Here is a 25,963-nt window from a genome sequence, read left to right as displayed (position 1 = left end):
GTCTCCTGGGCCGCGCTGTTTTCATTCACTGAGAAAATCGCTGTGGTCAGCCGGGCGGATAGTAGGGGCTGGCTGGACCGAACCTCACGCCGCCTTCCTCGAAGAAACCAAGACGGCCGGTCACCCACGCCCGATGAAACTCAGAACGCGCAGTCAGACTGCGCAGGAAGCGAGGCATGATCCATCCGCCGTATCCAGCCAGGTAGAACCATTGGCAGATGGTGGTCATGCCGCCTTCCTTTCTGTTCTTTGGAGTGTTTCGTCGTTTTACCAAAAGCCCGCTTACGCTAAAAAAGTCTGCCTGCCTGACCTGAATTCCGCCCCTATGCGTGTGGCTGGCTGATGCAGTATTACCGGCAGACAGCGGTCTCCACGCCTTTGGCCAGCGCCGGTTCCCAGCTTTGCGCAGGGTCAAATCCCTTGTTCCTTTCTTCGTTTCAGATGCACAGAAATAACCCGCGGGTCCGACACCGCGGGATCTCGCCCATTGCAGGCGAAATTCAGAATGTTCGTGATACCTGGGAAACTCGACGCATGCCCGGACATGCACACGCCCATGCGCCGCGCAGACTTTTCCGGCGGGGAAGTTGCGGCACTAATTTGGTGCTTTCTTTCAGCGTCAGGTGCAGGAAGCCGCGGCCGCACCGCGCCGTGGCTAGCTTTCCGCCGCTGTTCTGTTTTCGCCGGTTGTGCTGAGTTCAGCCTTGCCGTCAGAGCCGACCATCCAAGTAGAAATGGTTTGATCCTCCGGGTTGAAGACCAGCATTGAACCGTCGCCGTATTCCAGGTGGTGCTTTTTGAGGATACCGGGCCAGAGGTTGATCTGACGTTCCTCAACAAAGCCGCTTGGCCTGGCATTAGACGGGACCAGAACGTGCTCCTGACCGTCCACAATGTAGATACAATTGTACGCCGGAGCACCGCTGTTCACCCCTGGTTTTACCAGGTCATACCGAACTTGAAAAACCTGTCCCGCTTTCTTCCAGCTGCAAACGCCAGCGATCGTGACCAAGGATTTGTAACGTTCTATCGGCATGTGTCGTCCCCTGTTGGCGACGACTTCCTAGCAAGATGATTGTCTGACGAGAAGCCATGGCGTCCCGCATTCGCTGTGTGACATGAATATCAAATTCGTGTCAACAGTGGATATTGATGCGCTGGCGTAAATCACCCCCCCAGAGGCCGGGGTGACCGTCGCCCCTGAAAAAAATTGGTTCCGCCACGATTGAGTCCAACTGCGGAACGGATTTCTCCGAGGAGGCTGACGCGCAGCGGCACCTGGGAATGTGTTCAGTTTGCCGGCCGGATGGCATGCGAATTGGAGCAGTGTCCCAACGGTTGGTGTAATTTCCGCCGGTAGCGCGGGCTGAGCGGAGCCTTCGCGTAGCGAAGCGAGGCCCGCGCGAGCCGCTTGGCGGCCACGGTTGTTCTTCGGCTAAGGTTTGGAAGGACTAAGCCGCTCCGCGGCATTGGCACCCGGTTGTAGCGTTGGTGTGCATTTCGTCGTTTTTCTTTGTGGCTGGCCTTTCCGGGCTGACGATTGGGGTCTTTCCCACCGTCAGACAGGAGGTTCCCATGGAGGAGGAGAAAGCCACCCCGCTGCGCCAGCGGATGATCGAGGATATGAACATTCGGGGTTTGGCCGAGAAGACCCAGAAAGCCCATATCCGCAATGTGAAGCATTTCGCCGCGTTCCTCGGGCGGCCTCCGGATACGGCGACGCCTGAGGAATTGCGCTCGTATCAGCTCAAGATGACCGAGGACGGGGTGTCGGCCAGCACGTTCAACGTGCGCATCATTTCCCTGCGGTTCTTTTTCGGCGTCACTTGTGGGCGCGAGGAGATGAAGCGTTTCATGCAGTTTCATCGCAAGCCCCGCAAATTGCCCATAGTCCTCAGCGTCGAGGAGGTGGCCGACCTGCTGGCCGCCGTTCCCGGCCCAGGGCTCAAATATCGCGCGGCCCTCGGCATCAGCTATGGCGCGGGTCTGCGCGCCTCCGAGGTATGCCATCTCAAGGTCACCGACATCGACAGCGATCGTATGCTGATCCATGTCGATGATGGAAAGGGCGGGCGGGATCGTAAGGCGATGCTGTCGCCCAACCTGCTTGCGCTGTTGCGGGACTATTGGCGCGAGTCCCGCCCGGAGGGCTGGCTGTTCCCGGGCAAGCCCAAGATCAACCCGCTGTCGCCGCGACAGTTGAACCGGGCGTTCACTTCGGCCAAGCACATGGCAGGAATCAAGAAGGCCGCGACGCTGCACACGCTCCGCCACAGCTTCGCGACGCATCTTCTGGAGGCGAACACGGATGTCCGGGTCATCCAGGTTCTGCTCGGACATGCCAAGCTGACCACGACGGCGCGCTATGCCCACGTGGCAACGAAGACCATCCGCAGCACGGTCAGCCCCTATGAGCAGATCAAGCTGCTTCAGGACGAGACCCTGCGACGAGGGTTGGAGTAACGCCCGGGGGCCGTGGCCCGGCCCACGCTGGAGATCGCTGACATCTTTCGCGCCCATGGCCCTGCATGGCGGCAGGCCAATGCGGGGCATGTCAGCCTGTCCCAGCTCAAGGTGATGTCGGCGATTGAGGCCTGCCGGACCGAGGCGCTCGGCGGGCATGTGGCGGGCTGCACCAAGTGCGGCCATCAGCACATCGCTTACAATTCCTGCAAGAACCGGCACTGCCCGAAGTGCCAGGGACCGGCCGCGCGCTACTGGATGGAGGCGCGCGCCGGAGACTTGCTGCCCGTAGAATACTTCCATGTCGTCTTCACGCTGCCAGCCGAGATTGCCCGGATCGCCTATTGGAACAAGAAGGCGATCTACGGGCTGCTGTTCAAAGCATCCGCGGAAACGGTGATGACCATTGCCGCCGACCCCAAGCGCATGGGCGCGCGCGTGGGCATGACCAGCGTCTTGCACACCTGGGGCTCGGCGCTAACCCACCATCCGCACGTCCACATGATCGTCCCGGGCGGCGGTCTGTCGCCCGACGATATGAAGTGGGTCGCCTGCAAACCAGGATTCTTCCTGCATGTGCGGGTGCTGTCACGGTTGTTCCGGCGCCTGTTTCTGGAGGGGCTGATGGGCCTGTACCGCACAGGCAAACTCGTTTTCTTCGGCGATCTCGAAGGGCTGGCAAAGGCCGGCGCCTTCGCGGCCTGGCTCGCCCCGCTCCGCAATTCCGAATGGGTGGTCTATGCCAAACCGCCCTTCGGCGGCCCCGAGGCGGTGCTGGCTTATCTCAGCCGTTACACCCACCGGGTGGCGATCTCGAACGCACGTCTGGTCAGCGCCGATGCCGATACCGTTGCCTTCCTCTGGAAGGATTACCGCATCAAGTCAGGCGGCCGCCAAAAGGTCATGCGACTGGCCACACCCGAGTTTATCCGCAGGTTCCTCATCCATGTCCTGCCTGATGGTTTCCACCGCATCCGGCACTACGGCCTGCTGGCCAGTTCGACCCGCAAGGCTAACCTCACGAAGATCCGCGCGTTGCTTTGCGTCCAACACCCCGAACAGGCCGCCGCGTCAGAGCCAGAGGCCGAGATCATCCCGCTCACCCTGCGCGAACCATGCCCCTGCTGCGGCGGCCCCATGCGCATCATCGAGATCTTCCGGCGCGGTGAGATCCCGATGTCGCGCGCACCACCCAGGGAGCAGGCCGCATGATAAATCGGTTGCCACCGATCATCTCTAACAGAATGCCAGCGGCTGCTCCTTGCAGATCCGGCCAAGCCGACTTGTGCCTGCCGTCACCGGCCAGACCGCGCGTGCTCCATTTGCCCTCAATCCCTCCGCGCCGTCGGCGCTATCAGGGGGCAGACCGGTCGCCAGTCACGCCATCAGCCGCACCCAAACCCAATAGCCGCTCCAAGCGACCGCGCACTTTCCCCATAGCCTGATCCAAGTCCCCCGCGGCTTCCTCCTTCCGAGGTTTGTCAACGCGGGCCGCCACCGCATGATGGCCAACGGTGCGCCGCGGCCCACATCGAAAAACCTTCAGGAGAGCCGACCTTCGCTGCATCCAGCACGAACAGGAAAAGAGCGGACTTTCCCGACATTCTGTTTTTACGCTTCGCTGACGCAGCATTTCTTTGCGCTGCAGCGCGCCAGTTGTCGCAATGCAGCGCATGTCACCAAAGCAGTCCTTCAAACTCGCTAAGAAGCGCGAAATTCAATCCGGCTTTTCGTTGCAGCCGGGGCCGACAATCGGGGAGCGGACAAACCGGCCGTTTGCTATCGCAGCGAATGCATGTGCAAAAAATCGAAATCTATGTTCGACCGCGCAACAGAAATTTTCGGGTTACGCAGAAAATTTCTCCGGACCGGTCATTCAAAGTCACGCTGATCCTCCTCGACAGCGCCTTGTGCGCCAGGCGTGGATCCATGCAGATGATCGGAAGGCCGCGTTTCTCCAATTCGCGGGTGAGCCAGATGGCCTGGATGCCGCTCTCATGCAAAATCCGGTTGGGCTCAGCGGCGTGCTCCAGAAGAAATGATGGGATTGCATCTGGTTCCGAACTGGTCTCGCCGCCCGCAAGCTCCTCACCTTCTCCGTCAAAAACAATGATCAAAACGGATTTGACGGAGACTTCCAGACCAACATCATGCGGCATGGTCGTTCGCCTTTACGGCGGATCTTGCTGTGCCTATCTTATCGGGCCTCGTTTGCCCTAGGAGGGTTGCCGCGGCAAACACACCATATTGTTCGTTCATCGCATAGCATTTCCGGAGATTGCTCGCATCGTTTCTCGGCCCAAAATGGCTATGTCATCCCGCGCAACGAAGGCAGGAGAATCAATGAAACCGGTCCCGCCGTCTTTACCGCTGACGCGTTGATCGTTCTGTCACCAGCGCCGGAACGAGCCTTATATAGGCAAGCTCAGCCAGCAGTTCGACGCAGGTCTGCGTTACCACGATGGCGGCGACGAGTCCGCCGTCAAAGGGCGCCGCGAGCGCCAATGGCAACACGACCAATGAATTTCGGGTACTTATGCTGAATACCAACGCCCGGCCGGCGCCGTAATCAAGACCGGCAAGGCGGCTGATCGCCCATCCGATGATAGGTGCAGCCAAGACATAGGCGATATAAACGGGCACGATGCCCAGCACATCGGCCAAGGCTGTTTCGATCCGGGGCAGCTCAGCCGCAATGACCAAAAACAGGGTCAGCGCCATCAGCGGCACCGGTGCCCAAGCCGTGGCCGCGGTGAACTGCTCGCCAGACGCGTGCCGACCCGCCCAAAATTCGGTCAGCCAAGCCAGTATCAATGGCGTTGCGATAAGCCAGAGGAAAGCTGACAGAAACGGGCCGGGTCGCAGCAAATCCGCCATGCCCGGCCCCAGGAAAAGCCAGAGGTAGAATGGCAGCAGGAAAAGCTGAACTACGAGGAGCAGCGGTGTGGCGGCGAGCACGAGGCGCGCTTTCCCGCGGCCCATATGGGTGAACACTACGACATAGTCGATGCAGGGGGTGAGCAACACAAGGAGCACTCCCAGTTGCACCGCCGGGCGGGACGGCACCATTTGGAACAGAAGCCACACCAGCAGCGGAACAGCGATGAAATTGGCCACCAGGAGCGCGCCGAGAAAACGCCGGTTGCGCATCGCGCCTCTGAGATCGGCGAGCGGAACCTGCAGGAACGTGGTATAGATGAGCGCCGCCAGCACGGGTGTGACTGCGAATTCCAGAGGACCGGCAGCATCCGGCGCTATCGAGCCGGCAGCGATTCCGAGTCCAATCGCGCCAAGGTAGACAGTGATCTGACGCCTCTCCAGCCAATCCCGCATCGCCTCAGCCTCTCCCTATCGCACCTGCGTTTCATCCGTCACACAGGGCAGGCTAACCTCCCCCACTCCGCCTTGCCGTGAAGGTAGTCGCAGACGCGGGTATACCCCAAGAGCGCAAGTCGCAAGGGACCCCCTCTCGCACGTCTGGTTTTGGCCCAGAGCGCCAGGCGTCCTCCTCCAAGGACGAAAAAAATCTACGTTGAATTCGGGCAAAGTTCATGAAGCGATACAGGACTGGCAATGCCTTTCAACTTGCGCGTCCCGATGTGTGAGGAATTTTCGGGAGAAAATCGCGTTACGAATGCCTCTGTGGCGAGGTACTCGACGCCAAATGCGTGGGTTTCCTCAAGGCATCGGGCGGCTACATTCACCGCATCGCCGATAATGGTGAAATCCAGACGCTCACTCGACCCGATATTGCCGTACAGAACTTCGCCGAAATGCAGGCAGAGCCCGTGTTGCAGGGCTTTCTCACCTGTTTTCCTCCGCGCGGAATTCAGCATGCTGAGCCTCTGACTGATGGCGGCGATTGCCTCCTGCGGCCGCGGTTCCGGCGATCCGGGTAAGTTAACTGGAAAGAAGGCTAGAACGGCGTCACCGATAAATTTCAGTATGTGGCCGCCATTCTCTTCAATCGGAGCGACAAGGCAGTCGAAATAGCTGTTCAGCAGGCTGACCGTCTCCGCCGGTTTCAATTGCGCGGAAAGGCTGCTGAAGTCATGAAGATCCGCAAACAGCACGACAGCCTCGACCAGTTGGCCTTCGCCGAGGCGGATCTCGCCGCGCATGACCTGGCTGCCGGCGTGCCGGCCCAGGTAGGTCCGCAGGGCGGTGTCGAGATTTTCAACGGCAACAAACCGCTCCAGCAGCGCGGCCAGGAGATCTGCCAGCCGGCGGACCCCAACCAGGCTGCATTCCGAAAATCCGCCTGGTTGGCGGGTTGCAATCGAAAGCGTGTTGATTGTGCCGCCGCTGAAGCGCAACGGGATAATGAGATAGTCGGTGAAACCGTCAAGCCGAAGCTCATCATAGAGGTTGCAACGCGACGGTGGAGTGTTTTGGAGGTCTGGAACACGTAACTCAGTACCCGTGGTATGAACGTGATGATCCGGAGAGGAACGGTATCCCTGCCTGTTCTTAAGCCCATGCGGCCATTCGATAACGCGCACCCGGTCGTCCTTGGCGAGCCACAGGTAAGTACGTGCCCGAAAATCCGGATGCAGCGGTTGCACGCTCACAAAGAGGCGTTCTACCCGCAATGGTGCCGCTGACAGAAGCTGCCCGAATTTTCGGATAGCTGCCTGGGCGTCCTCTGAACTGGCGCCGTGTTCCGCTAGACACAGTGCAAGCTGGCCGGTGTCACACCCGATTTCAACAGGTGGGTTTGGTGTATGTCGGCAGTTCAGGTCAGTCATGGTCCCATCTCAGGAAGCCCGTTAGCTCGTTCAAATAGTCTCCAGGGGTCAAGCGAGCGGTCTATTTGCGGTGCGCAGCGCGTATTCGTGCAATCCACGCCCACAAGGCAAGCACAGTGGCGCCCGACAGCAGTATGAGTGAACCCATTCTGGACGACAGAAACATGCTTGCGCTCGATGCATATCCTTCGACTGAATACGCGATTTCGTCTGCCCATGACGCGTTATCAAAGAAAAGCCTTCCCCAATAGAGGGCGATGTAGAGACCGGCCAGCAGTGTCAGACTACCGGCTGCCCGTCGCAAGAACACGGTGTGATCTTGAACTAGCTTCAGCAATCCCGAACCTGCGAGCCTTCCGCCCACTGCGACCAGTGTCAAAACGAAGGCCGCCCCGGCCAGGTATGCAAAAAAGCCAGACAAAGAAATCTCGCTCTCCAGAAGAAAGGACAGACCCGCGACAGACATAAACACCGGCAGTGTGCAGGAGATAGACGCGAGCCCATAGGAAAGGCCAAATCCGAACGCGCCATAGCGGGTGCTAATTCGGCGGCATTTTTCAATGACTGGAATTCCCGGAAACCGGATCGACGCAATCCAGCTGATGCCGATCAATGCCAGTGTCAATCCCAATGCAACACCGATCCACGGCAGCGCCGGCCCGAGCCAATCGGAGCCGGCTGCAAGCAGGACCCCGGCAACTAAAAATATTGAAACGAAGCCGAGCGAAACCTGCCCGCCTGAACCGAACGCCCGGATCAGGCGTTCGGCCGCGGGGCGGTCTTCGTGTGCCGCCATTTCACGGGCGAACCACGCTGGTAAAAGGGCAAAGCCGCAGGGGTTGACCGTAGCAACCGCGCCTGCAGTGAACCCATAAAGGACGAGTGAACTCACGGTGCAGCCTCCTCGCCCGGGGCTTGAAGGAATGGCCGGAAAATCGCAGCGCCGAGGCGCACTCCTTGGGCCAGCGAGAGGTCGAACCCCCGCGCTGAGGACGGTTGGGAGCGTTTCCAGGCATCAAGGTGATCGGGGCTGCAGAACAGCAGCATCGACTTGCACTGGCTGTCGGCCGCACAGGCCCCGACGTACTTGACGCCGGTCCAGATCCGAGGATCGGGTTCGGAGGCATGGCCGAGCGTGAGACCATCCGCTAACACTTTCAAGCTGACACGAGCCCGGCAAGTTGGGCACAGACAGGTGACTTCGGCTGGTTCGAAGGCCATGGCTGCGGTGCCCAATGCATCGACAGCACAGATCGCGTGAACCTTCACCCCGCCCACGCGCACCAGGAAATCGGTTGGACGGGTTGAAAACGGATAAGCCAAGGCAATCTCTCCGCCGCGCACATGCACAAGATCGCGCCGTCCCAGATCGGCAAGCGTTTCAGCGGAAAATTGGGAAATTGGAGGCGGTGCGCCATCAGCCAGAAACGCCTGCAGGATCGCTTGATGAGCTTGCCGCGCCGCAGGCGAAAGCCCGCCCCAGCGGGCGGCCAGCCGCGCGTTGGTCATGAGTGCGGACAGCGCTTCCAAGACATCTGGGTCCGAGAGGGCCGAAGTGTCCGGGAAATAGGTTTCAGCGGTCATTTCCATCAATCTCACTTTCCTTTGGGTGAACTGCATGGGCCTGGCCCCACTTCCGTTCCGGCAGTGCTAACGGCGTGGTTCGGAGAGTAAGACAAGCTTGTCATTGATTGCTGGCTGCATTTGGAGGCTGGGTAGCATTGCCACTGCGGAGTTCATGGCGCCGCGCGCCGGTATTCTGCGATGGTGAAGCGGCTCTGCTCGCAAGCCCTCGCCACAACAGCCAGCCTGCTGCCAAAACCAGAAGGAGTACGCCTCCAAGTTTGACCGCAGGGTGGGCCATCAGTGACAGGAACCCGCCAAGAGACGATGCGCCGGTGGCCAGCAGGAGCCCGCCACAGCAGACGAGCTTGAGCGCGACCAGCGAAGCTAGCGGGCATTTTCTACCATCGTCCTTCATCATGGCTCCTTTTCGGTTGCTCAGAGATACTTGCCCCTGCGCTCCGTGACAGCGATGACACCCAAGGAGCCAATTCCGATCATTGCACCAAGCCATTTCCACCCCTGGCTTCCGAGGTCCACAACCCCATACCCGTGAGACAGCGCCACCAGCGCCATCGCCAGAAAGAATGGCCCGGTCCAGAAGCAATGACGCCGCCCGCAGCGGCGCGCGTTCCAGAGACAGGCCGCCCCCATCCAGACGAGAGCCCCGGCCCAGACCCATGTCTTGACCGGATGCGCACTGCCGAACGCGGCAAACATTGCTACCGCCGGAGCCCCCCAGCCTAACAGCACGCCATGGCAGCTGGAGAGAAGATCCGTGGTGTGCCCGCGTCTCACGTCGTCACCCAGCACAGCAACTGAGTTTCGCCACATCCTTGTCGAAGGTCTGTGCCGCCAGTTTCAGCCCCTCGACCGTGGTCAGATAGGGAAAGAGCGTCTCGCCGAGCGCCTTGGTGGTCATGCCGAATTTGAGCGCCATGGCTAGCGTCTGAATCGTGTCAGAACCCTCGGGGGCTGCAATCTGTCCCCCCAGCAGACGGTCGGTCTTGGCATCGGCCACCAGCTTGATCACACCGCGGGTATCGCGCGCTGCCGCGGCGCGCGGAACGTTGTCGAGCGTAATCGCGCTGGTCTTAACCTCGTGCCCAGCCGCTTTTGCCTCGGCCTCCGAGAGACCAACACCAGCCACTTGCGGGTCGGTGAACACAACCCAGGGCATTGCGGCATTTTCATAGCGCATTGGCTCCAGCCCCAGAGCGTTGTTGATTGCGACCTTGGCGCCATAGGCCGCCATGTAGACGAATTGGTCGCGGTCAGTGACATCGCCTGCCGCCCAGACGCCCTTCCGTGTGGTGGCCATGTCCGGGCCGACCTTGATCGACCCGCGCGCGTCGGTATCGATGCCCAGTTCTTCCAGTCCAAGCCCGTCAGCGTTGGCCACCCGGCCGGTGGTCACGACGATCCGTTCCGCTGTCAGCGCCTCGGTCTTGCCATCGCGTTCGATGGTCAGGGTGACACCGTCCGTTCCCTGCGCGACCGAGTTGTAAGCCAAGTTGTTTTCGACCGCGATGCCTTCCTCCTTCAGCGCCTCGGTCAGCGCCTCGGACATTTCCGGTTCGGCGCCGGGCAAAAGGCGTGAACGGGTGACCAGCGTGACCTTCACCCCAAGCCTTGACGCCATCTGCGCCAACTCGCAGCCGATATAGCCGCCGCCCAGCACCATGATGCTCTCGGGACGTGCGGGCAGTGTCAGCAGGCCGGTAGAATCCAGCGCGTCCACCTCAGCGATGCCTTCGATTTCCGGCAGTTGAGGGCGGGACCCGGTGGCGATCAAGACACGGGGAGCGGAAAGCAAACGGCTGCCAGTTTGAACCCCGCCCTCGACGAGACGAGCAGCACCTTCTTCAATGTAGGCCACATTGTCATAGGCGGGCAGCAGATCGAGATACTTTTTCTGCCGCATCTCAACGACCAGATCGGTCGTGCCGTTTACCACCGCGCCCCAGTCGGCTGCGTGGGTGCAGGGCCCGACGCCTGGGAACCGTGCCGCCGAAATGCCGCCATGTACCGCCTCGGCGGCACGGATCATCGCCTTCGACGGTACGCAGCCGACGTTCACGCAGGTGCCGCCGATCGTGCCGTGACCTACAAGGGCAACTCGTTTGCCGGCCTCGGCCGCGGTGATCGAGGCGGAGAAACCTGCCGAGCCCGCACCCACCACGATCAGGTCAAATGCGTTGCCATCAGCACCTGCCGGACCGCAACAATCATGGGTTTCAACCTTTTGCTCCATCATCATCTTCCTTTGCTTCCAAATAGGGCCGTCATTCCGTGTGGCCTCGGGTGTTTTTTTTTGGCCATCGAACCGTTCCGGTGGTGTAGCTGGGATAGGCGAATATCATCGCCTTTTGCTGGTTGGCGGTCAGTCCGGCGTCTATGATCTTGGCGAACAGGTTGATCTGAGCCTCGGCTTCCGGTCCGATCAAGGTGATGCCACAAATCACCTTCATTTCAGCTGTGCCGTTCCGAAATCTACGGTTGGGAGAAGTCCTGACTGCTCCCTGTGTCGGATCGTTTGGTCAGGAGGTAGACGATTGCGCCGATTGCGATCAGCGGCGTGGTGATTGATGCCATCCAGGACACCGCGCCGAAAAAGTTGAAATAACAACAGCCCATCATTTGCGGCGCCATCGGCATCATATCGTCTATAGGGGTCATCATCTCCTAGTTCCTTTGCGATTGGGTATTGCGGGCGTTCTTTCGCCACAGTGCGTAGATTGTCAGCAGGATGAAAATTCCGAGCGCGGGAAGCAGCACAAAATCCAGGTATCCGACGACGGCGGCAAGACCGACGGCGCCGAAGAGGACGACAAGAACAGGTGTGAAGCAGCAAAGCGCCGCGATGACCGTGCCGATGAGGCCGACCTTCAGGAGGCCATTCGAGGATTTTTCTTCAGTATTCATGTATCTTCTGTTTCCAAGCCTGCGGAAAACCCGCCCGGCGAAGAGGCTGTTTTCCTGATCAAATGGACACGGCCACTGCAGCGACGGCCTACGAAGTCCGTCCGCTTTGCTGCCGGTTCGCGTTTTCGGCAGAGTCGAGGCTGGCTTGCGCGTCATGCCGACAGCCAGTGTCTTCTGGCGCGCTGCCGGCGTGTGCCGGGCGTCTCCGTTTGAACTCTCGAAAGACCAGCATGGCCCCGACGGCAGCGATCACAGTTGCAAAAAAGCCGAGCCCCGACAGCCAGCCACTCAGCCCGCCCAGAATAGCGGTTAGGATAACACCCCCGCCTCCGCAACAGATCACCATAACTGGAGCGGCAATGACGAAGGCCAGAAGACCTCCCATGTGCCTGTCACTCATGGCCTTTCCCTTCCTTCGAGCCTCAGGAACCGCCAGGCTGAAGGACTTCAGCCGGGTAGCCATTGGCCAGAATGGCGTTGACGATCATGTCAGGGTTGGCCTCCTGATCATCATAATTGACTACGTAGATGCCTTCGCCCAAGGCCTGACCCTCAATAAAGTCGACAATCTCGACGGAGGGTACGCCGCGCATGGCCGCCGCCACAGTAAAGGAACAGGAGGGACAAGTCAGTTCGCCGACTCCGACATTGATGCGCTGTTCGCCGGCACTGGCGGGAACCGCTGCGAGCATGCCCAGAGCTGAAAGTGTAAGAAGGATGTTTCTCATGATGCGGGTCCTTCAGTAAGATAGGATGTAAGGGGTGAGATAGGGAAAGATCATCGCGACGGCGACGATGGCGGTTGCAATCCAAAGGATGGATCGCATGAGCGTCCGGTTCATGGGGCGCGCGCAGGTTCCATCGGCGCAGGCCTCGGCCGGTATTGGGCGGTAGGCCTTGAAAAAACCGTAGCCAATGAAGGCTGCGCTCAGTGCAAAGGTGATCCACTTGTACTGATAAAGCGCACCCAACTGGGCGATGAACACGCCGGTGACACCGAAGCTGACCAGCACCAATGGCAGAATGCAGCATGAAGTCATGGCCAGCGCACCAAGTACCCCCAACCCGGTAGTCGCCCAAGCCTTTCGGTCGGCATCCGGTTTTTCCTCGAGTGCCGCTGCCCGGCCTGCGGATGTGGTTTCAGTCATGTTTCGAGTTGTCCTTGCCTCGTTGATGACTTCAACCTAAGGTCTGTAGCCAGTACAGGCTCAAGGGGGTCCAACGTGAAAACTCATCACAGAACGGTGAAGGTCATACGGCGCGGGGATTTGGCGCAAATGACGGGATGCAACTTGGAGACCATCCGGTACTACGAAAAAATCGGCGTCATGCCGGAACCGCCCCGCACATCCAAGAACTACCGCGCCTATGATGAAAGCCATGTCGGCCGCTTGCGCTTCATCATGCGTGCGCGCGAATTGGGCTTTACGCTCGAAGAGATCCGCGATCTGCTCGCGCTCGTCGATGGCGGGGCGCAAACCTGCGGTGAGGTGCAGGTTCTTGCGAATACTCATCTCGACTCTGTCCGCGCCAAGATTGCCGATCTCAAACGCATCGAGCACGTTCTGTCTTCCACAGTGGCGCAATGCACAGGTGGCGACGTACCGGAGTGCCCTGTAATCGACGCGCTTACAGAGGTAACCTAACTGATCGCCAATTGAGGATTTCCGCACCCGTCACCGAAACGGGCAGTGGAACCGGAGCGATCGCAAGGATCAAAGTGACGATGGTGGCTGGCAGTGAAAACAAGTCCACAGGCAGTGCAGGCCGGAGCCGCGATCTTCCGCAGCTTTCTGCCGGGTTGAATGACCGCATCCGGCATTCGTTCTTACTTTTTTGCCAGGCAGCGCTTCGCGTCATTAGCCTCATTACATAAGGGTTATGAGGAAGTCGTTGATCTGAGCTTCATTCACAACAACGATCCATGATATCGCGATCAGTACTGTGCTGCCCGTCAACCACCACTTTAGGTGGGAAATTGAGCCCCTTCGGTACGAAACAGTCCATGCCGAAAGCAAGACTGCCGTTGAGATACCAAGGACGTAGTAGCTTGCAGCGGCAATTTTCCCAAATATTGCAAGCCAGCTTCCACCAAGTCCGAACAAAATCATCGTCATCGGCAAGACGCAGCACGCCGCAACACCAAGTGATGAGAGCGATCCAACGTAGCTGGCCCAGATTGATTTTTTCATGAATTCACCTCACGCCAAAGGGCGACCATATCATGGGAACGCTTATGCACCCTGTAGCAACCACAGGATCAAGAAGCGATTCTTCACGTGATCGCGATTGAAGAAAGGTAAGGTTCCGGGGACAGCCGGACTTATCATCGGATCGTAGCCGCGATCAGACAGCAGCTCCCGGAACCTCACAACGGAGGGGCTCATTCAGGCCTTATTTTTGGCTGCCGTTCACGTTGTTGCGCTGTAAGGCTCCGGCGGCGGCCGCCTGATCTCGGGATCGATCCGATGGTAAGTCCGGCCTTATGTCCGACTTCAATAACCGCCCTCAAATCGAAGTTCTTTCCGCTGCCGATGGTGATCGCCGCCGGTATTGGTCAGATGATGATAAACTGCGCATCGTGGAGGAGAGCTTTATCGGCCACCGACAAGCGGCTGCCACAGCGCGGCGGCATGGCATTTGCCGGTCGCTGCTGACCACCTGGCGGCGGCAGTATCGAAACGGTGAGCTTGGATCTTCTCGCCCGGTGCCGTTCGCGCCGGTGACCGTGGCAAAGGGAGCTCCCGCTTCGCAGGCAAATCCGGTTGATCCCTGTCCGCCTCCGGACTGTCAGGTTGAGATAGCCCTGCCGAATGGGCGCCGGCTCATCGTGCCGGTGGGCGTGGAGCCCGAAGCACTTGCACGGCTTCTGGCAGTGGTGGATCGGCAATGATCGCGTTTCCGGCTGGCGTGAAGGTGTGGATTGCGGGCGGCGTCACCGACATGAGGCGGGGCATGAACACCCTGGCGTTGCAGGTGCAAGAAGGGCTCGGCCGCGATCCCCATGCGGGCGAGCTCTTTTGCTTCCGGGGCCGCAAGGGCGATCTGGTCAAGATCCTGTGGCATGATGGCGTGGGTATGTCGCTGTATCTGAAGCGCCTGGAGGCGGGCAAGTTCATCTGGCCGGTGAGCCGGTCCGGCGAGGCGGTGCAGATCTCTGCGGCACAACTGGGCTATCTTCTCGAAGGTGTTTGGGGATACCCCCTTTGGTGATGCTGACGAATCTTTTCCAGACGAGGTTTTGGTCCTTGATCCGCGCCATCCACTCTTTGGGCGCCGGTTCCAAGTTCTTGGCCGATCGTTGTTTCGCAGGAGCAGTTCTTCGCCGTTCTACGAGGTCGCGTATCGCGATGGCGTGACACTGAATGTGCCGGTGGCGGTGACCGAGCCGTGTGCCTTGCTGACTTCCCCTACCAAACTGAGTGTGAGAGCTTTGATAGATCTACTAAATGTGGTATGTTTGGATCATGAGCATGGCACCCGAAGATCTTTGGGCGACACTGCCGGTGACGCTAAGGCGCCAGATCGTCGACGACATAGCCGTGGTTCTGGCGGAGGTCTTTCGTGATGTCCGAGTTGATCCAACTGACGCATCTGAAGCGCAAGGCCGTCGTCTACATCCGGCAATCGACGCCGCATCAGGTCGTGAGCAACCAAGAGAGCCTGCGGCTGCAATACGCGCTCAGCCAACGCGCCCGCGATCTTGGATGGCATGAAGCCGACATTGACGTGATCGACGCCGATCTCGGTCTGAGCGGCGCCTCGGCCGCACATCGCAGCGGGTTCCAGGAACTTGTCGGCCGCGTCGGGCTCAGCGAAGTGGGGATCATCCTGTCCATCGATGTGACACGGCTCGCACGCAACTGTTCCGATTGGTATCCTCTTCTCGACATCTGTGGGCTTCGGGGGTGTTTGATCGCCGATCGCGACGGTGTCTATGATCCCGGCAGTGCCAACGGGCGACTGCTGCTTGGCCTCAAGGGAACCATATCCGAACTGGAGCTGCATACGATCCGCAGCCGCCTGACGGCCGGCCTCATCGCCAAGGCACAGCGTGGGGAGCTTGCTGTCACCTTGCCGGTCGGCCTCGTGCGGGACCCCTGCGGCGTGGTGTTGAAAGACCCCGATACGGCTGTTCAGGACCGTCTTGGCCTTGTGTTCGAACTCTTTCTGAAGCTGCGCAGCATCGCCAAGGTGATGCGCATGCTGAATGCGCGTGACCTCGATCTGCCACGCAGGGACCGGCACGGCGAGTTGCACTGGGCGCGCGCGACGGTTTCTGCGGTCGCTGCGATCTTGAAGAATCCCGCTTACGCAGGCGCTTTCGTCTACGGCCGAACCCGCATGAGGGACCCGTCCCCGGACAGCCGGCCTTCGGCAAAAGCAAAAGTGGCGAGACCTCTCGAGGAATGGCGTATCGTCGTGAAGGACCGATATCCGGCCTATATCGATTGGCCGACCTATGAGAAAATCCGCAGCATCGTGAGCGACAACCGGGCCGAATACATGCGCACCAAGACAAGAGGCATCCCCCGCGACGGCGACCTTCTCTTGCATGGCATCGTGTGGTGCGGACGCTGCGGCCACAAGATGTATGTTCGATACAAGGGCGGCGGAGAGTATGTCTGCAACCACTTGCGCACCCATTCCGGCTTGCCCACTTGCCAGCATATCCGGGCCGAGGCAGTGGACGCCGCTGTTGCCGAGGCCTTCCTGTCCGCGCTGGCCCCTGCGGAACTCGATGCCCTGTCGCGCGCCCGCCGGGCTCAGAGCAAAGTCGACAGCGCCTTGCGTGCAAACGCAGAACGCGAAGTTGAGCGCAAACGCTATGCAGCGGCCCTGGCACAGCGACAGTACAATCGCGTCGATCCTGACAACCGTCTTGTCGCCGCCGAACTTGAGCGCCGCTGGGAAAGCGCGCTGATGGAGGTTCGAGCGGCGGAGGCCGCGCTGGCCGAGCAGTCCGCACAGCAACCGACCGCGCATATGGCAATGGACAAGGCCTTCACCGGCAAGGTGGTGGCCTTGGCCGGACGTCTGCCGCAAATCTGGGCGGATCCCGCCACCACCGATGCACATCGCAAGTCGCTACTGCGCTGCCTGGTGGACAAGGTGGTGCTCGACCGAACGCCCGAGAGCGCGCTGGTCCGCATCGTTTGGCGCGGCGGTGCGGTGACCGAGCTCGACATCAAGATGCGGGTAACCGCAATCGCGAAACTCGCACGGGGCGCCGAAATGCGGGTGCGCCTGCTTGAACTTGCAAAGGCTGGCGTGCCCGACGATGAAATCGCCCGCGTTCTCACCACCGAGGGACACCGCTCGGCACACTGTGCCGACAAGGTTCTCCCTGTCACCGTGCAGCGTATCCGGCTGGCCGAAGGCATCAAGGCGCCTCCCTCGTGCCGGCGGTGGAACCACGATCCTAGCTACCTGAGCACAACGGCTCTTGCTGCAAAGCTGGGGATCCCGGTCAACTGGCTCTATGTCCAGATCAGGAAAAAGCGTCTGCTCATCGACCCTCAGCCAACCGGTGCCTATCTGTTTCCCGACACATCTGTCGTGCTGGAAGGCGTGCGGAACCTTCGAAACCACGTGATCGGCGAACTGGATTTGAGAATCTGTCAGCCTGACAATGGGGGGTATCAACATGGGTGATCGCTGGAGGGGATCGACTGGCGCAACCCGCGCTGGACGCAACGTCCTGCAAAGGCTGGATAAATTGTTCCATCGGGCCTGTTTTTATTGGCGCCCCTCGAGCCCGGATGATAGACATCCGCCATGTCGAATACCGCTTCCGAGCTTGCGAGATTACGCGCTGCCCTGGCCGCTGCGGAGGCCCGCGCAGAGGTTGCGGAGAGCGAACTGGCACAGACCCGCGCCGTCGTGTCCTGCTCGGAAGCGATGATCCAGGAACTCAAGCTTGAGATTGCCAAGCTGCGCCGCGACAAATTCGGCATCTCGTCGGAACGGCGCGCGCGGTTGGTTGATCAACTGGAACTGCAGCTCGAAGAACTGGAAACGGCGGCAACCGAGGATGCCCTGGCCGCAGAACAGGCGGCTGAAAAGGCCAGCAAGGTGCGCGCCTTCACGCGCCGCCACCCTGTGCGCAAGCCGTTCCCCGATCACCTGCCGCGTGAGCGGGTGGTTGTCGAGGCACCTGCCGCCTGCACCTGCTGTGGCTCGGATCGGATCGTGAAGATGGGCGAAGATGTCACCGAGACGCTGGAGGTGATCCCGCGGCAGTGGAAGGTGATCCAGACCGTGCGCGAGAAGTTCACCTGCCGGGCCTGCGAGAAGATTAGCCAGCCACCGGCCCCGTTCCATGCGATCCCGCGCGGATGGGCCGGGCCCAGCCTGATCGCCATGCTGGTCTTCGAGAAATATGGCCAGCATCAGCCGTTGAACCGGCAGGCCGAACGCTTCGCCCGTGAAGGCGTCGAGTTGAGCTTGTCGACCCTGGCGGACCTGGTCGGGCATGCCGCAGTCGCGTTGCAGCCCATCCATGCCCTGATCGAGAACCATGTGCTTGCCGCGCACCGCCTGCATGGCGACGACACGACCGTGCCGCTCCTGGCGCGGGGCGGTGCAAAAAAGGCCCGCCTCTGGACCTATGTGCGCGATGACCAGCCCTGGAATGGTGGCGCACCGCCAGCTGCGTTTTTTCGCTTCTCGCGGGATCGCGCGGCAACCAATCCCAATCAGCACCTCGCCGGATGGCAAGGCGTGCTGCAGGCCGACGCCTATGGCGGATACAACGATCTTTACCGCGCTGACCGTGATGCGGGCCCCGTGACCAGCGCGCTGTGCTGGTCGCATGCGCGCCGGAAGTTCTTCGAACTTGCGGATATTGCCGGGAATGTCCGCAAGGGCAAACCGGCCCATCAGATCTCGCCGGCCGCGCTGGAAGCGGTGAAACGGATCGACGCCATCTTCGATATCGAGCGCGAGATCAATGGGCTGGATGCCGATGCCCGGCTTGCCGCCCGTCAGGAACTCTCCCGTCCCCTGGTCGATAATCTCCATGACTGGCTGCAGGAAGAGCGCGCGAAACTGTCCAGGCACAACAAGGTGGCCAAGGCGATCAACTACATGTTCGAGAAAGAGGACCGTTGGCAGGCCTTTACCGCATTCCTCGATGACGGACGCATCTGCCTGACGAACAATGCGGCCGAACGCGCCCTGCGCGGTGTGGCCCTGGGCCGGAAGTCATGGCTCTTTGCCGGCTCCGAGCGCGGCGGTGAGCGGGCCGCCGCCATGTACACCCTTATCGTCACTGCCAAAATGAACAATATCGACCCGCAGGCGTGGCTGGCCGATGCCCTCGCCCGGCTGCCCGACATCCCCGTCTCGCGCGTGCCGGAACTTTTGCCCTGGAACTGGAAAGCCCGTGAGGGCGTTACTGCGGCGGCCGCGTGAACAACCGTTGAAACAGGGCCTTTGAGCGCTGTAGCCCTTCATCGGTCAGCACGACAGATTTGGCCCGGTTAACCGGGTCATGGATCAAACCCTTCCGATACAATCGATCCAGTGCCGACCAGTCCATTCCCTTCCAGGCGCGACGCTCATCATGCAGCGTCAACCAGAGCAATCCCAGAACCGCGTCGTCAATCTTGTCCTCTTCGATCTCCATGAACAACGGGTATCACATCACAGAGCCAAAGGGACCGCGGTCTTCGCCGGAGCCTTACGTTGCGCTCGATCTGGCAACCTGTTGACTCCGTACTACTGTACGGAGTGTATCCGTGGAAAAACTTTGGTGAGCTATGGCACGGCGAATGACCATCAGCCGCGCTGCCGATGAGGCTGGCGTCGGCGTCGAGACCATCCGCTTTTACGAGCGCAAGGGATTGATCGAACAACCGCTTCGCCCAAGCGGCGGATATCGCGAATATGACCGCGAGACAGTGGAGCGCATCCGCTTCATCCAACAGGCGCAGGAGCTGGGCTTTACGCTGCGAGAGATTGGCGAACTGCTGGCGCTGAGGACGGACAGGAAGGCAGATTGCGCCGATGTGCGCAACCAGGCAATTGCCAAGCGCGATGAGGTCGAATGCAAGATTGCACGGCTTGAAGAGATACGGGCCGCTCTCGACGCCGTAATAGCAACATGTCCGGGCGGTGGGAGCCTCAATTCCTGCACGATTATGGAGGCGCTGAGCGACCATCGTGCAAAGGCCGCGGTTACCACTGAGTCTCCAGACTAATGGAATTCGGCTTGTTCAACCTCCTGGTGCTGCCTGCCGGGCTTGGCCTATTCGGCTTCATCGAACCGTGTTCGATCGGATCGAGCCTGATCTTCATCAAGTATCTGGAAGGCAAATCCGGGGCGCAAAAACTCTTTGAAACGGTGCTTTTCGCCCTGACCCGGGCGCTGTTCATCGGCGGGCTCGGGGCAGCCGCGGTTCTGGTCGGCGTCGCCTTCGCAGGGTTTCAGCGTGGTGCATGGATCGTGCTCGGGGCCGGGTATGCGGCAATCGGCATCCTGTATCTCGTCGGGCGTGCCGGGTATCTGATGCGGACCATCGGACCCCGGCTGACCGAGTTGAACGGGGCGCGCGGCTCGGTCGGGCTCGGTCTGATCTTCGGCCTCAACATTCCCGCCTGTGCTGCACCGCTTCTGCTGGTCCTGCTCGGCTTTGCCGGTGCCGGCGGGGCGAGCGGCAATGAAGTCCTCGGCGGCTTCGTTGCGCTTGGCGTATTCGGGCTGGCGCTGTCTCTGCCACTCGTCGCGGCCGCCGCCTATGCGCCGGCGCGGCGGCTCCTTGACAGACTGGCGGCGCTCTCGGAAAAAATGCCGTTCTGAACAGGGATCGTCCTCGTCGCCCTTGGCCTGTGGTCAATCTGGTTCGGCCTCTTCGCGGCGCTTCCCGCGCCCGCTTGAATTTCTCATCTGCCCCTTGACTCCGTATCACGGTACGGGCGGCAAGATGGCTTTCGAAACGGTTTCCACAAGGGAGCCCGCGGAAACGGAGGCTGTCATGAAATTACTCTCAAGATACGCGCGATCCGGTATCGCAACGCTTTTCGCAGGGGCTATGCTGGGCGCGACCTGCACCTCGCTGCCAGTCCACGCCGAAGAGGAATTTCACTACAACGAGACCAACGTAGCACCGGCGGTCTATTTCGCGGCGCTGTCCAACCTTGCCAATGCGGTGATGTTTTCCGGGCTGGGCGAGGCGCTGGTCATCTCTCCCTACGAGCGTGACGAATGGCTGAGGCGCGCAGGGTTCGTCACGCGGCCTGCCATGCCGGACATGGCGGCAGTTGGGCCGCTTTATGCCGGGGCCGAGCCGGGTTTCGCGGAGGCGCCGGATTTTTCTGCTCCTGCAACATTGGCCTGGGACCGGTCCACCTTTGACCAGACGCTGGACCCCGGTGCGCAAGCCTGGGCAATGATCAAGATCAGCAGTCCAGAATTTCACCTGCAATTTCACGATCTGCCGGAAAACAAACTGGCCGGGCTGATGATGATCCCGCAGGCGCGTGCGCAGGCGCAGACGCTGAAGGCGCGGCTGACGAACGGCGAGGGGCTGTTCGCGCCGCGCATGCCCGATGGCGCCTTTGGCACGGCGGTGCCGCGCGACCAGATCGCCGTGCTTTGGGCGGCATCCAACATGGTGCTGGCCGGGACCAGCGCGCGCGGTGACTACTGGCACGCCGCCTACCGCGATCTTACGGATCCGGACAGCTATCGTGGTCTATTGGGGGCGGCCTTTGCAGCCGTCAGGATGATGCCGCCTGAGACTCCGGGCGACCGTGGCCTGGCCATTGCAGCATTGGCGCGCTTTGCCGTTGCCACCGATGACCACATCCAGCGTCGCGAGGCTTTGGCACTTGTGCGGGGACATGCCGAAAGCCTGAGCGGCGATCCTGGCACCGGCCTCGAGGACCTGGCGCTCGCCGTCTATGGGCTGGCCGAAGCGGGACGGATTCTGACCGAACCGACATTTGCCGTGGCCGCGCGGGGAACCTTCAACGACCGTCTGCTGCCGCTTTGGGACGACGCGGCGGGGCTCTTCCGGCAGGGCGAAGTGGTGCAATCCTATGGTCCGCGCTCGGCCGGGGCTGTGATTGCCGCACTGAACGCGATGCGCTGGTATGGGGAAACTGCCGAAGCGGAAAGGGCGGTGGCGCTGTTTCCGCGCTTTTTTGAAGCGGTGATTGTCCGCTCCGGTCTCATGCAGGCGAGCCCGCTGCCGCTGGTGGCCGCGACCTATCTGGAAGGCGTGCCGCCCGAGCATTTCGCCCACCCAACCCTGCCGGCGGCGACTGCTTTGGCGCCGGTTTTTGCCTCAGAAGCGATTTTCGAGGATGGCACATGGCGGGTCAGCGACCCCGTCTTCCGAACCGGCGACGCGCTGTTTCTGGCCAACATGCTGGCGCTACGGAGCGAGGACGGGCGGAGCGATCTGTTCCTTTCCGACGATCTGCTGGCCAGCTTGAGGAGGTGACGCCATGACCGCCGCAACCTCGGCCCCCGGCACGCTGCAGCTCAAGATCGGCGGCATGAGCTGTTCGTTCTGCGCCAATTCCATCACCTCGGCGCTCAGGCGGGACAGAGGCGTCAAGGAGGCGCATGTGTCGCTTGCGCATGAAGAAGTACTGATCCGCTTCGCGCCGGACCAGACCGATGAGGCTCGGATCAAGCGCACGCTGACCGATCTGGGCTTCACCATCCGCGATCCGCGCAAGGTGAGCGCTTACGAAGAACAAAAACGCGCGATCCGCGAGGAAGCGATGGACTTGGCCATGGCCGCCATCGCCGCGCTTGTCCTGTTCGCGGCTATGGCGGCCATGTGGCTGGGCTGGTGGCAAATGCGCGACTGGCATGTCTGGACTGCTTGGGCGATTGCTACTTTCGTCTTCCTCTGGAACGGGCGGCGCATTACCCGCATGGCCTGGGGCGCGGCGAAACGCGGGATTACGAACTAGCATGTGCTATTGTCGGTGGGGGCCATCGGCGCCTACATCGGCGGCCTGCTTGGCGCGCCGATGCCGTGGTTCGACTGGTACGGATTCGTCGGCTTTCCGGCGGTCGATTTCTTCGGTGTCGTGGTTTTTCTGACGGCATATCACCTTCTGTCCGGATGGGTATCACTAATCGTTCGAACCAAGGCATCGGAAAGTGTGCGGCGGCTTTTGTCCATGCAGCCACCGGTGGCGAACGTAATCCGGGACGGCACCGAGCGGGAAGTTTCCATCGAAGAAGTTATCGCCGGCGATCATGTGCGGGTGCGACCCGGCGAGCGCGTACCCGTCGACGGGCGGCTTTTGTCGGGTGAAAGCGCGGTGGACGAGGCAATTGTCACCGGGGAGTCGGTGCCCGTGGAAAAGGTGCGGGGGGCGGAGGTGATTGGCGGCTCGATCAACCAGACCGGTGCGATTGTGGTCGAGGCCACTCGCATCGGCGAGGATAGTTTCCTGCATCAGGTCGCCCGTCATGTAGAAGAAGCCAAGGCCATGAAGCCCGGTATCGTGGTGCTGGTGGACAGGGTGCTGAAGCGCTATGTTCCTGCCGTTCTGGCCATTTCCCTTGCAGCGCTTATGTTCTGGGGGCTTGCGCCCGACAGCTGGAGTCGTGAACCGCATTGGGTGCGCGCCATCTATGCCGCCGTCACTGTTCTGGTCATGGGTTACCCATGCGCGCTCGGTATGGCGACGCCGCTGGCATTGATCCGGGGCGGCGGCATTGCCGCCACACGGGGTATCCTGATCCGCTCGGGTGAAGCCTTCCAGATCCTCAAGGACATCACGCATGTGGTATTCGACAAGACCGGCACGCTGACCGAAGGCAAACCGCGGCTGGTCGAGGTCATTCCCCTGAACGGATTTGAACGGGGCCGGGTCCTGGCCCTTGCCGCCGCCGCAGAGGAACAGTCGGAACATCCGCTGGCAAAAGCGATTGTTACCAGCGCGCAGGAGGAAGGCGTGACTTGGACGCAAGCAAAGGATTTTCATTCGGTGACGGGCGGCGGTGTATTCGCCCGTGCCGGGGAGCTATCGGTTCTGGTCGGCACAGCGCGGCATCTGCGCGGCCAGGGCGTCGAAACCAAAACCGCCGAAGCAGTGCTGCTTGAGCAGGAAGCCCGCGCGCATACCGCCGTCCTGCTGGCAGTAAACGGCGAGCCCGCCGCCGTGCTGGCGCTTGCCGACACGTTGAAACAGGATGCAGCAGCGGCCATCGCGGCCTTGCATGAACAGGGCATGGAAACCCTGCTGGTGACGGGTGACAACCGGCGAACGGCCGAAGCCATCGCCGGGCAAGCGGGCATGGCCGAGGTGCGCGCGGAGGTTCTTCCCCAGGACAAGGCCGGGCTCGTGCGCAAACTGCAGGCGAGTGGCGCCCGCATCGCCATGGTGGGAGACGGCATCAACGACGCCCCGGCGCTGACCCAGGCCGACGTGGGCATCGCCATTGGCGCGGGCACCGACATTGCCATCGAATCTTCCGACGTGGTGCTCACCGGCGGGCGTGTCGGCGCCGTGGGAGAGGCGGTGCGCATTGGTGCCATCAGCTACCGCAAAACCGTGCAGAACCTGTGGCTCGCCTTCTTCTTCAACGGACTCGGCGTGCCTCTGGCGACAACCGGGCTGGTGCATCCCTCCTGGGCGATGATCGCCATGGCATTGTCGGTCTCAGCGGTGCTTGCCAATTCCTTTGGAGGGCGGCTCTTTAACAAACGGCCGGCGCCCATTCACGCCCCATCAAGAAAGGCTGACACCATGCAGAAGACTGCCACGCTTTCTGTGCCAAGCATCCATTGCCAAGGATGCGTCGATACCATTGCCGCCGGGCTGGGGCTCACCCCCGGTATTGTGGAAGTCAGTGGCGACCCGGGGGCCAAAACAGTTCGAATTATCTACGACCCCGGGGAGGTCGCACCCGAGATGCTGCCCGAGGCCATCCGCCGGCTCGGGCATATGGTGGACGGAAAGGTCAGCCAATGACCGGCGTTGAATCCCTGTTGCAAAATATCGGCGACCTCACCCCTGCCAGTGTGGCACTCGTCGCCCTGGCTGGGCTGATCATCGGAGTTGCACCAAGTTCGTTCCCTCTGCTCGCGGTGGCCGGCGGCTTGGGCGCCCGCGATGGAACTGCTGCGATCGGCGTATCCCGTCTGCGCGGGTTCTGCCTGGCGGCGGGGTTCGGCCTCGGTATCGCCACGGTCGACGCGGTGCTGGGGGCGCTGTTCGGCTATGCCGGATTTGCAGTGCTGCGGGTTTTGAATAGCGCCATGGCTTGGGTTTATGGCCTGCTCACGGTCATTCTGATTTTGACCGCTCTGACGCTATGGCGCGTGATCCATTTGAAAGTCCCCGTCCTGCGCCCCTCCGCGCAAACCGCGAAGAGCTTCGGCGGGGCCTTTGCGTTGGGGCTGCCCTTCGGGCTGTCCACATGTCCTGCTTGCACTCCCCTGCTTCTGCCAGTTGTTGTGGCAGCCACCTCCTCTGCCGATCCCATAAAAGGCGCGGTGCTGATGGGGAGCTTTGGTTTGGCCCGGAGTATTCCCCTTGTTGCCGCTGGAGTTGCAGCATCTAGCCTGGCGCACTGGCCCGGTGCCAGCAGTGTCATGCGCTGGACCGAACGGATTGGGGGCGGGCTGCTGCTAGCCGCGGCGGTTTGGTTTGCTTGGCAGACAGCTATCTATGCCGGATGGGTTGACTAACGCTGGCGCAGACCGGGCACAGCAAATTTCACGCCGCGGCCATTTCAATGTGCGCATGACGGTCAATTGGGCACCAAGACCGGTGTGGCCGACTGCAAAGACGGAATACGAGTAGTGGTAAAAAATGAACTGCAGGAACCCATTCTGACGCGGATTACCGCTGGTGTTTTTTTGCCGCACGCCAGTGTGAATCGACATTACCGTCAAACTGTCATATCCGGAGAGTATGCAGAAGTTTGCGCATATCCTTGCCATCATGTTTCTCGCCCTGTTTGCGGCGGGCAGCGTTGTGCATGCGGTCAGCGCGAATTCAATGGCTCTGGAAATGGCTGTGTCAGCGGGGGACACAGATGTCATGCCCGATTGCCAAGGATGCGAGGCCGACGAAGCAGGCACCAGCAACGCCGGCTCTTGTGACCTCGACTGCACAACACCGAACATTGCGGCGCTTGATGTCGCCCCTGGGCCGCTGTTTGCGGTGTTTCCTGCGCACCAAAATCGCCTGCCCGGTGTGAGCCTGCCGTCGGGGCGGCGCGGGGCGCCGGACCCATTTCCTCCAAGATCTCTCATCTGAAGTGACGTAGCGATCCCGCTTTG

General features: G+C 60.9%; 30 protein-coding genes. 13 read left to right on the top strand and 17 right to left on the bottom strand.

What is annotated here, in order from left to right; translation table 11 throughout:
- Window positions 1–46: 46 nt before the first annotated feature.
- Window positions 47–229 (bottom strand): hypothetical protein, encoded by a 183-nt coding sequence (locus AQUI_RS0100570; protein ID WP_027255809.1) that lies wholly within the window; start codon window positions 227–229, stop codon window positions 47–49.
- Between the two features lie 426 nt (window positions 230–655).
- Complete coding sequence (locus AQUI_RS26590) at window positions 656–1,036, bottom strand: hypothetical protein (protein ID WP_051371712.1); 381 nt, start codon at window positions 1,034–1,036, stop codon at window positions 656–658.
- A 539-nt stretch (window positions 1,037–1,575) separates the two neighbouring features.
- Between AQUI_RS26590 and AQUI_RS0100560 the strand changes: the two genes are divergently transcribed.
- On the top strand, window positions 1,576–2,463 hold the full coding sequence (locus AQUI_RS0100560; protein ID WP_027255808.1) for a tyrosine-type recombinase/integrase: 888 nt from the start codon (window positions 1,576–1,578) through the stop codon (window positions 2,461–2,463).
- 12 nt (window positions 2,464–2,475) lie between these two features.
- On the top strand, window positions 2,476–3,675 hold the full coding sequence (locus AQUI_RS0100555) for an IS91 family transposase (RefSeq protein WP_027255807.1): 1,200 nt from the start codon (window positions 2,476–2,478) through the stop codon (window positions 3,673–3,675).
- Window positions 3,676–4,277: 602 nt separating this feature from the next.
- Here AQUI_RS0100555 and AQUI_RS0100545 read toward each other — a convergent pair.
- The 13 genes from AQUI_RS0100545 to AQUI_RS0100485 form a co-directional block, all read right to left on the bottom strand.
- Window positions 4,278–4,622: a hypothetical protein gene (locus AQUI_RS0100545; RefSeq protein WP_027255805.1), complete on the bottom strand. Its 345-nt coding sequence runs from the start codon at window positions 4,620–4,622 to the stop codon at window positions 4,278–4,280.
- 205 nt (window positions 4,623–4,827) lie between these two features.
- A complete protein-coding gene (locus AQUI_RS0100540; RefSeq protein WP_027255804.1) occupies window positions 4,828–5,796 on the bottom strand; it encodes an arsenic resistance protein in 969 nt (322 codons plus the stop codon).
- A gap of 194 nt (window positions 5,797–5,990) precedes the next feature.
- Window positions 5,991–7,211, bottom strand: coding sequence for an adenylate/guanylate cyclase domain-containing protein (locus tag AQUI_RS29585; protein ID WP_084294161.1), 1,221 nt, complete (start codon window positions 7,209–7,211; stop codon window positions 5,991–5,993).
- A 61-nt stretch (window positions 7,212–7,272) separates the two neighbouring features.
- Window positions 7,273–8,103, bottom strand: a complete 831-nt coding sequence (locus tag AQUI_RS29055; RefSeq protein ID WP_051371711.1) for a cytochrome c biogenesis CcdA family protein — start codon at window positions 8,101–8,103, stop codon at window positions 7,273–7,275.
- A complete protein-coding gene (gene merB, locus AQUI_RS0100525; protein WP_027255802.1) occupies window positions 8,100–8,801 on the bottom strand; it encodes an organomercurial lyase in 702 nt (233 codons plus the stop codon). Before merB ends, AQUI_RS29055 begins: the two co-directional genes overlap by 4 nt.
- Window positions 8,802–8,895: 94 nt before the next feature.
- On the bottom strand, window positions 8,896–9,195 hold the full coding sequence (locus AQUI_RS31080; RefSeq protein ID WP_211235973.1) for a hypothetical protein: 300 nt from the start codon (window positions 9,193–9,195) through the stop codon (window positions 8,896–8,898).
- Window positions 9,196–9,212: 17 nt separating this feature from the next.
- Window positions 9,213–9,494, bottom strand: coding sequence for a hypothetical protein (locus AQUI_RS0100520; RefSeq protein ID WP_245596807.1), 282 nt, complete (start codon window positions 9,492–9,494; stop codon window positions 9,213–9,215).
- An 82-nt stretch (window positions 9,495–9,576) separates the two neighbouring features.
- On the bottom strand, window positions 9,577–11,028 hold the full coding sequence (gene merA / locus AQUI_RS0100515) for a mercury(II) reductase (protein ID WP_027255800.1): 1,452 nt from the start codon (window positions 11,026–11,028) through the stop codon (window positions 9,577–9,579).
- 31 nt (window positions 11,029–11,059) lie between these two features.
- Window positions 11,060–11,245, bottom strand: coding sequence for a hypothetical protein (locus tag AQUI_RS0100510; protein ID WP_027255799.1), 186 nt, complete (start codon window positions 11,243–11,245; stop codon window positions 11,060–11,062).
- 22 nt (window positions 11,246–11,267) lie between these two features.
- Window positions 11,268–11,456 carry a hypothetical protein gene (locus AQUI_RS30475; protein ID WP_156916727.1) on the bottom strand — a complete coding sequence of 63 codons (189 nt, stop codon included), beginning with the start codon at window positions 11,454–11,456 and terminating at the stop codon, window positions 11,268–11,270.
- Between the two features lie 3 nt (window positions 11,457–11,459).
- Window positions 11,460–11,699 carry a mercury resistance system transport protein MerF gene (gene merF, locus AQUI_RS0100500; protein ID WP_027255798.1) on the bottom strand — a complete coding sequence of 80 codons (240 nt, stop codon included), beginning with the start codon at window positions 11,697–11,699 and terminating at the stop codon, window positions 11,460–11,462.
- A 422-nt stretch (window positions 11,700–12,121) separates the two neighbouring features.
- Window positions 12,122–12,427 (bottom strand): heavy-metal-associated domain-containing protein, encoded by a 306-nt coding sequence (locus AQUI_RS0100490; protein WP_027255797.1) that lies wholly within the window; start codon window positions 12,425–12,427, stop codon window positions 12,122–12,124.
- Between the two features lie 12 nt (window positions 12,428–12,439).
- Window positions 12,440–12,847: a mercuric transporter MerT family protein gene (locus tag AQUI_RS0100485; protein ID WP_027255796.1), complete on the bottom strand. Its 408-nt coding sequence runs from the start codon at window positions 12,845–12,847 to the stop codon at window positions 12,440–12,442.
- 96 nt (window positions 12,848–12,943) lie between these two features.
- Here AQUI_RS0100485 and AQUI_RS0100480 point away from each other — a divergent pair, with 96 nt between their 5' ends.
- On the top strand, window positions 12,944–13,345 hold the full coding sequence (locus AQUI_RS0100480) for a MerR family transcriptional regulator (protein ID WP_027255795.1): 402 nt from the start codon (window positions 12,944–12,946) through the stop codon (window positions 13,343–13,345).
- Window positions 13,346–13,567: 222 nt separating this feature from the next.
- Here the strand turns inward: AQUI_RS0100480 and AQUI_RS0100475 are convergent, their stop codons facing one another.
- Complete coding sequence (locus AQUI_RS0100475; RefSeq protein WP_027255794.1) at window positions 13,568–13,891, bottom strand: hypothetical protein; 324 nt, start codon at window positions 13,889–13,891, stop codon at window positions 13,568–13,570.
- 293 nt (window positions 13,892–14,184) lie between these two features.
- Here AQUI_RS0100475 and tnpA point away from each other — a divergent pair, with 293 nt between their 5' ends.
- From tnpA to tnpC, 4 genes are all read left to right on the top strand, one after another.
- Window positions 14,185–14,592, top strand: a complete 408-nt coding sequence (tnpA, locus tag AQUI_RS0100470) for an IS66-like element accessory protein TnpA (protein WP_027255793.1) — start codon at window positions 14,185–14,187, stop codon at window positions 14,590–14,592.
- On the top strand, window positions 14,589–14,912 hold the full coding sequence (tnpB, locus tag AQUI_RS0100465; RefSeq protein WP_027255792.1) for an IS66 family insertion sequence element accessory protein TnpB: 324 nt from the start codon (window positions 14,589–14,591) through the stop codon (window positions 14,910–14,912). Before tnpA ends, tnpB begins: the two co-directional genes overlap by 4 nt.
- A 354-nt stretch (window positions 14,913–15,266) precedes the next feature.
- Complete coding sequence (locus AQUI_RS0100460) at window positions 15,267–17,354, top strand: recombinase family protein (RefSeq protein WP_035919401.1); 2,088 nt, start codon at window positions 15,267–15,269, stop codon at window positions 17,352–17,354.
- A gap of 123 nt (window positions 17,355–17,477) precedes the next feature.
- Window positions 17,478–19,115, top strand: coding sequence for an IS66 family transposase (tnpC, locus tag AQUI_RS0100455; RefSeq protein WP_027255790.1), 1,638 nt, complete (start codon window positions 17,478–17,480; stop codon window positions 19,113–19,115).
- Here tnpC and AQUI_RS0100450 read toward each other — a convergent pair.
- The gene (locus AQUI_RS0100450; protein WP_027255789.1) at window positions 19,096–19,329 is read right to left on the bottom strand and encodes a DUF6429 family protein; all 234 of its coding nucleotides are present in this window, start codon (window positions 19,327–19,329) and stop codon (window positions 19,096–19,098) included. The two genes, tnpC and AQUI_RS0100450, sit on opposite strands and share 20 nt — an antisense overlap.
- 145 nt (window positions 19,330–19,474) lie before the next feature.
- Here AQUI_RS0100450 and AQUI_RS0100445 point away from each other — a divergent pair, with 145 nt between their 5' ends.
- From AQUI_RS0100445 to AQUI_RS0100425, 6 genes are all read left to right on the top strand, one after another.
- The gene (locus AQUI_RS0100445; RefSeq protein ID WP_211235972.1) at window positions 19,475–19,903 is read left to right on the top strand and encodes a MerR family transcriptional regulator; all 429 of its coding nucleotides are present in this window, start codon (window positions 19,475–19,477) and stop codon (window positions 19,901–19,903) included.
- On the top strand, window positions 19,903–20,502 hold the full coding sequence (locus AQUI_RS26575; protein ID WP_051371708.1) for a cytochrome c biogenesis protein CcdA: 600 nt from the start codon (window positions 19,903–19,905) through the stop codon (window positions 20,500–20,502). The genes AQUI_RS0100445 and AQUI_RS26575 overlap by 1 nt, the downstream gene beginning before the upstream one ends.
- Window positions 20,503–20,677: 175 nt before the next feature.
- The gene (locus AQUI_RS0100435) at window positions 20,678–22,150 is read left to right on the top strand and encodes a hypothetical protein (RefSeq protein ID WP_156916726.1); all 1,473 of its coding nucleotides are present in this window, start codon (window positions 20,678–20,680) and stop codon (window positions 22,148–22,150) included.
- Between the two features lie 4 nt (window positions 22,151–22,154).
- On the top strand, window positions 22,155–22,631 hold the full coding sequence (locus tag AQUI_RS31420) for a cation transporter (protein WP_211235971.1): 477 nt from the start codon (window positions 22,155–22,157) through the stop codon (window positions 22,629–22,631).
- A 15-nt stretch (window positions 22,632–22,646) separates the two neighbouring features.
- Window positions 22,647–24,647, top strand: coding sequence for a heavy metal translocating P-type ATPase (locus AQUI_RS26570; protein ID WP_245596827.1), 2,001 nt, complete (start codon window positions 22,647–22,649; stop codon window positions 24,645–24,647).
- Window positions 24,644–25,366, top strand: coding sequence for a cytochrome c biogenesis protein CcdA (locus tag AQUI_RS0100425; RefSeq protein WP_027255786.1), 723 nt, complete (start codon window positions 24,644–24,646; stop codon window positions 25,364–25,366). Before AQUI_RS26570 ends, AQUI_RS0100425 begins: the two co-directional genes overlap by 4 nt.
- Window positions 25,367–25,963 lie beyond the last annotated feature (597 nt).

The sequence above is a fragment of the Leisingera aquimarina DSM 24565 genome (assembly GCF_000473165.1).
In the GTDB taxonomy this organism is placed as follows: Bacteria; Pseudomonadota; Alphaproteobacteria; order Rhodobacterales; family Rhodobacteraceae; genus Leisingera; species Leisingera aquimarina.
Note: the sequence above shows the minus strand (reverse complement) of the source record. Positions and strands in the feature narration are given on the sequence as shown.